Source organism: Winogradskyella sp. (genome assembly GCF_025210595.1).
Taxonomy (GTDB): Bacteria; Bacteroidota; Bacteroidia; order Flavobacteriales; family Flavobacteriaceae; genus Winogradskyella.
Window position 1 is genome coordinate 1 of record NZ_JAOARH010000057.1, and the last position, 4,713, is coordinate 4,713.

The window sequence follows — 4,713 nt, forward strand, 5'->3', positions numbered from 1 at the left end:
AGAGGAAAAGGGTATTTTGAGCAATTTAAAGATGATAGAGATGCCGAAGATTATGATAACCTTATAATAGATGGAAGTGATGTTATACAACGTCGATGGTTAAATAATCATTTTTATGTAATCAACGGATCTGCAACCTATAAAAATAATAACCTCGAAATCATCTCAGGTGCTTCATACAATACGTTTACCAATGATCATTATGGTGAAATAATTTGGGGAAGTGACCTTGCAGAAAACACAAGCATTAGAGATCGTTACTATTTTAGTGATGCTACTAAAAATGATTTTAGTGTGTTTTCTAAAGCCACATTTAATGTAACAGATAGATTAAAAGCATTCTTAGATGTACAAGGGCGTTTTGTAACCTACGAAACAGAAGGTTTAACATCAGACAGAGCACCATTAGATGTTGATGAATCATTTAGTTTTTTCAATCCTAAATTAGGTATAACATATACATTAAATGCTTCAAACAGCTTGTATGCATCATACGCTAGAGCAAATAGAGAACCAAACCGAAATGACTACGAAAGTAATGGAGATGAAGTAACACACGAGAGCTTAAACGATTTTGAATTGGGTTGGCGTTATTCTGGCAATAAGATTAAGTTAAATGCCAATGTGTATTACATGAGTTATGATAACCAATTAGTGTTAACAGGTGCTTTAGATAATGTAGGTGAGTATTTAAGAGAAAATGTAAAAGACAGTTACCGTTTAGGTTTAGAGGTAGATGCTACAGTAAATATCTCTAATAAATTAACTTTTAATTCTAATGTAGCTATTAGTCAAAATAAAATTAAAGAATTAATGGCAGAAAGAGATGGTGACTTAAAAAACTTTGGTGATACAAACATTGCCTTTTCGCCAAATGTTGTCTCTGGAAATGCTTTAACTTTTGCGCCAAAAGAGAATTTACAGTTTTCTTTATTAGGAAAATATGTGAGTTCACAATATTTGAGTAATACAGATACTAAAGCATCTAAATTAAGCGATTATTTTGTGAGTGATTTAAATGTTGTGTATGAAATACCAATGAATAAAGTATTTAAATCAGTAATATTTACTGGTTTAGTAAATAATATTTTTGATAGAGAATATGTAGATAGAGGTTATACGTATTTAGATACATGGACAGGTCCAACAGATAGAGAAATACAAGGGTATTTTCCACAAGCTACTATTAATTTCTTAGTAGGAATGACTCTTAAATTTTAATAATGAAAGAAGGGTTGTCTTCAAAAGCATCATTTTTTAAATTAAAGAACGCTATTGCTAAAAGTTCTGATGAAAGTATAAAATCTGCTTTTGAAACCTTTTTAAAGCAACCCAAAACTTATAGATTAGAATACCTTCAAGCGCATTTTAATTGTGCGTTTGATGGGTATTCTTTTTTAGGGCAAGAAGACAGTTTAAATCAGTATAGTACAGATTTGTTGCACTCTTTTGTGTTGTCAAAATTTTCACCTGTAGAAAAATACCCAGTTGAGTTTGCTTCATTTTTAAAATCTGAATGGGACAGCATTGTAAAAACTATTACCAGTATAGAACAAGAAGTAATATCTCAACTTCAAATCTCAGGATTAGAAGATTTTTATAATACACATATTGGGCATATGGCATCTTGTAATTACTATCCTGCCATTTCTAAAAATGTCAATGAACCATTACGACTATCTAAGCATGTAGATGTTTCTCTTTTTACGGTTTTTGTTTATGGATCAGCCAATGGTTTTTCTTATGAAGATGAATTTGGAGACATAAAAGCCTTAAAAGTATCAGATCATTGTGTTGTGTTTCCTGGATATTTATTAGAATATTTAACCAAAGGAAAAATAAAAGCTTTACCACATCAAGTTAATTTACAAAAAGCCAACCAAGAGCGTTACTCTTTTGCCTTTTTCTCTATACCAAAACCTAAACAACAAATGCAGTTTGGTGATATGAATTTTAGTAGTGATGCGTATTATAAAGCGTATTTAAATTTGTTTTAAGTTGGAAACAATAATTGAGATTACTGCAGTTATTTTTGGTTTAGCTTATATCTATTTTTTAATCAAAGAAAAGATCATTTGCTGGCTATTTGGTATTATTTCTTCAATGTTGAGCATCTTTTTGTTTTATAAAACGAATTTGTATTCCGAAGCAATTCTATACATTTACTATGTTGTTATTGGTGTATATGGTTTTTGGCTTTGGAATAAAAAAACTGATTCTAAATCGCAATTACAAATTACCGAACTACCAGTAAGTAATTATGTTGTGCTTATAATTATTGGTGAAGTCTTAGCTATGGTTACGGGTTATGTTTTTAGCCATTATACAGATGCTAGTTCACCATATTTAGATGCTCATACAACTATTTTTAGCTTTATAGCAAGTTATCTCGAAGCCAAAAAACACTTGGCATCGTGGAAATTTTGGATAATTATAAATGCAGTAACAATTGTACTGTATTTAACCAAAGGGCTTCATTATTATACCTTACTAACAGGTGTGTATTTGGTGTTTTCTTTTGTAGGCTACAGAACTTGGAGGTCTAAAATGAGATTGTTAAAATTATAGACAATATACATTAAGTTGTAAGGTGAAAGTTGAATTTCTCTGTACTGTTGTTGAAACAACTCATATTAATTAACTCTCTTTTAATTACTCACCAAATACTGACCATCACCAAGATTATCGACCCTATATGGTTGTAATGTACAAGATTGTGTATTGCCTTCTAGACCTAAACCTGTGCCTAAACTATACTGGTTAGCATCGTCGCACCCGCAAACTACAATGTCGCCAGTACCAGAATCGGTAAGTGTAGAGCAAGCTGCAGGCGCATGGCTAGGATCGGCAGCATCCCAAGCGTAAAGTGTAGAAGAGTTTAAGCGGTATAGCCAAATACCATTATTACCTTGGTTAGGGACATATACAGAGCTGCTGTTAAAGTTAAGTTGATTAAATTGTGGTAAATTGGTGTTTACGTTAAGGTTTACACCAGCATCAAATAAGAAGTTACAATTAGAGTTATTGTCATCTCCACTACATGCTAACATTGTTAAAGTGAGGACGATAATGAGCTTTTTCATTTGTTGTTTTTTGAGGTTCAATTTACAATTATTTAAATTACACAGTAAATATTTTGTATATTTGTGTAGTATCTCGTTAGCGCGAGATTTTTTTTATGCTGAATTCATTTTCAGCATCTTTTATTAAAACGAATTAATTATGAGTAAAGTATCATATTATACAGCAGAAGGATTAAAAAAATTAAGAGAAGAGTTAAGTCATCTTAAAGATATAGAACGTCCTAAAGCATCGCAAGCAATTGCTGAAGCAAGAGATAAAGGAGATTTAAGTGAAAATGCAGAATACGATGCTGCAAAAGAAGCCCAAGGTATGTTAGAAATGAAGATTTCTAAAATGGAAGCTACGCTTGCCACTGCAAGAGTTATAGACGAATCTCAAATAGATACCTCTAAAGTATTAGCCTTATCTATAGTTAAAATAAAAAACCAAGCTAACGGTATGGAAATGACATATACCTTGGTAGCAGAGAGCGAAGCTGATTTAGCAGCTGGTAAAATATCTGTGAATTCACCAATTGGTAAAGGATTATTAGGTAAGTCTGTAGGAGAGGTTGCAGAAATACAAGTGCCTAGTGGAATAATGAAGTTTGATATTCTTGATATCTCAAGATAATAAAGTTTATATCCACTATAATGTTTTAAAAGATTCCTTAATTTAAAGGAATCTTTTTATATTTATAAAGCATTCAAATACCCTAGAGATGGCATCTATTTTTACAAAAATTATTACTGGTGAAATACCGTCATATAAAATAGCAGAAACCGAAGATTATTTTGCTTTTTTAGATATTAATCCTAATTCTAAAGGACATACACTTTGTATACCAAAAAAAGAGGTAAATAAAATATTTGACTTAGATGAAGCTGCATACATGGGTTTAATGAAGTTTTCTAGAGATGTAGCTATTGCTATAGAAAAATCGATCCCATGCAAGCGTGTTGGTATGTCTGTAATTGGTTTAGAAGTACCACACGTGCATGTGCATTTAATACCTTTGCATAGTATGGAAGATGCAAGATTTACTCAAAAACAAAAATTAACTCCCGAAGAGTTTGAGGAAATAGCCTCTAAAATTGCTAATAATCTTTAACTCGTTTTTAATGTAATCTGAATGGTTGTACCTTTTCCTATTTCAGAGCTTACTACTTTTATTTTTCCCTTGTGGTAATCTTCTATAATACGTTTAGCTAAAGATAGTCCAAGCCCCCAACCACGTTTTTTGGTGGTATATCCAGGTTCAAAAATTTTAGTAAACTGATGTTTAGGTATGCCTTTACCTGTGTCAGATATACTTATGAATACTTTTTTTTCAGTTTGGGTAACTTTAAGTTTTAAATCTCCTTTACCTTTCATAGCATCAATGGCATTTTTCACAAGATTCTCTATAGTCCAGCTAAAAAGTTGCGGGTTAAGCATTACAGGGATTTGCACTTCAGGATGTTCTATTTCAAAATTTATAAGTTTAGAAGATCTCGATTTTAAATAACTATAAGATGATTTAGTAACTTCTATAATATCCATTTCTTTTAAGGTTGGAGCAGAGCCAATTTTACTAAAGCGATCTGTAATGGTTTGTAAGCGATCAATATCTTTTTCAATTTCTAAAATATAGTCTGGATTTACATTTTC

General features: G+C 31.4%; 7 protein-coding genes. 5 read left to right on the forward strand and 2 right to left on the reverse strand.

Annotated features, from left to right (window positions below; translation table 11 throughout):
- The 3 genes from N4A42_RS06245 to pnuC all read left to right on the forward strand — a co-directional run.
- The coding region (locus tag N4A42_RS06245) for a TonB-dependent receptor (RefSeq protein WP_294071468.1) at positions 1-1,221 on the forward strand (1,221 nt) is incomplete at its 5' end.
- Positions 1,222-1,223: 2 nt separating this feature from the next.
- Positions 1,224-1,997: a 2OG-Fe(II) oxygenase family protein gene (locus tag N4A42_RS06250; RefSeq protein WP_294071470.1), complete on the forward strand. Its 774-nt coding sequence runs from the start codon at positions 1,224-1,226 to the stop codon at positions 1,995-1,997.
- A 1-nt stretch (position 1,998) separates the two neighbouring features.
- Positions 1,999-2,568: a nicotinamide riboside transporter PnuC gene (gene pnuC, locus N4A42_RS06255; RefSeq protein WP_294071472.1), complete on the forward strand. Its 570-nt coding sequence runs from the start codon at positions 1,999-2,001 to the stop codon at positions 2,566-2,568.
- Positions 2,569-2,648: 80 nt separating this feature from the next.
- Here pnuC and N4A42_RS06260 read toward each other — a convergent pair whose 3' ends face one another.
- A complete protein-coding gene (locus N4A42_RS06260) occupies positions 2,649-3,083 on the reverse strand; it encodes a hypothetical protein (protein ID WP_294071474.1) in 435 nt (144 codons plus the stop codon).
- A gap of 139 nt (positions 3,084-3,222) precedes the next feature.
- Between N4A42_RS06260 and greA the strand changes: the two genes are divergently transcribed.
- A complete protein-coding gene (gene greA, locus N4A42_RS06265; protein WP_294071476.1) occupies positions 3,223-3,696 on the forward strand; it encodes a transcription elongation factor GreA in 474 nt (157 codons plus the stop codon).
- Positions 3,697-3,784: 88 nt separating this feature from the next.
- Positions 3,785-4,174, forward strand: coding sequence for an HIT family protein (locus N4A42_RS06270; protein ID WP_294071478.1), 390 nt, complete (start codon positions 3,785-3,787; stop codon positions 4,172-4,174).
- Here the strand turns inward: N4A42_RS06270 and N4A42_RS06275 are convergent.
- A partial coding sequence (locus N4A42_RS06275) for a HAMP domain-containing sensor histidine kinase (RefSeq protein WP_294071480.1) occupies positions 4,171-4,713 on the reverse strand: 543 nt, incomplete at its 5' end. The genes N4A42_RS06270 and N4A42_RS06275 overlap by 4 nt on opposite strands.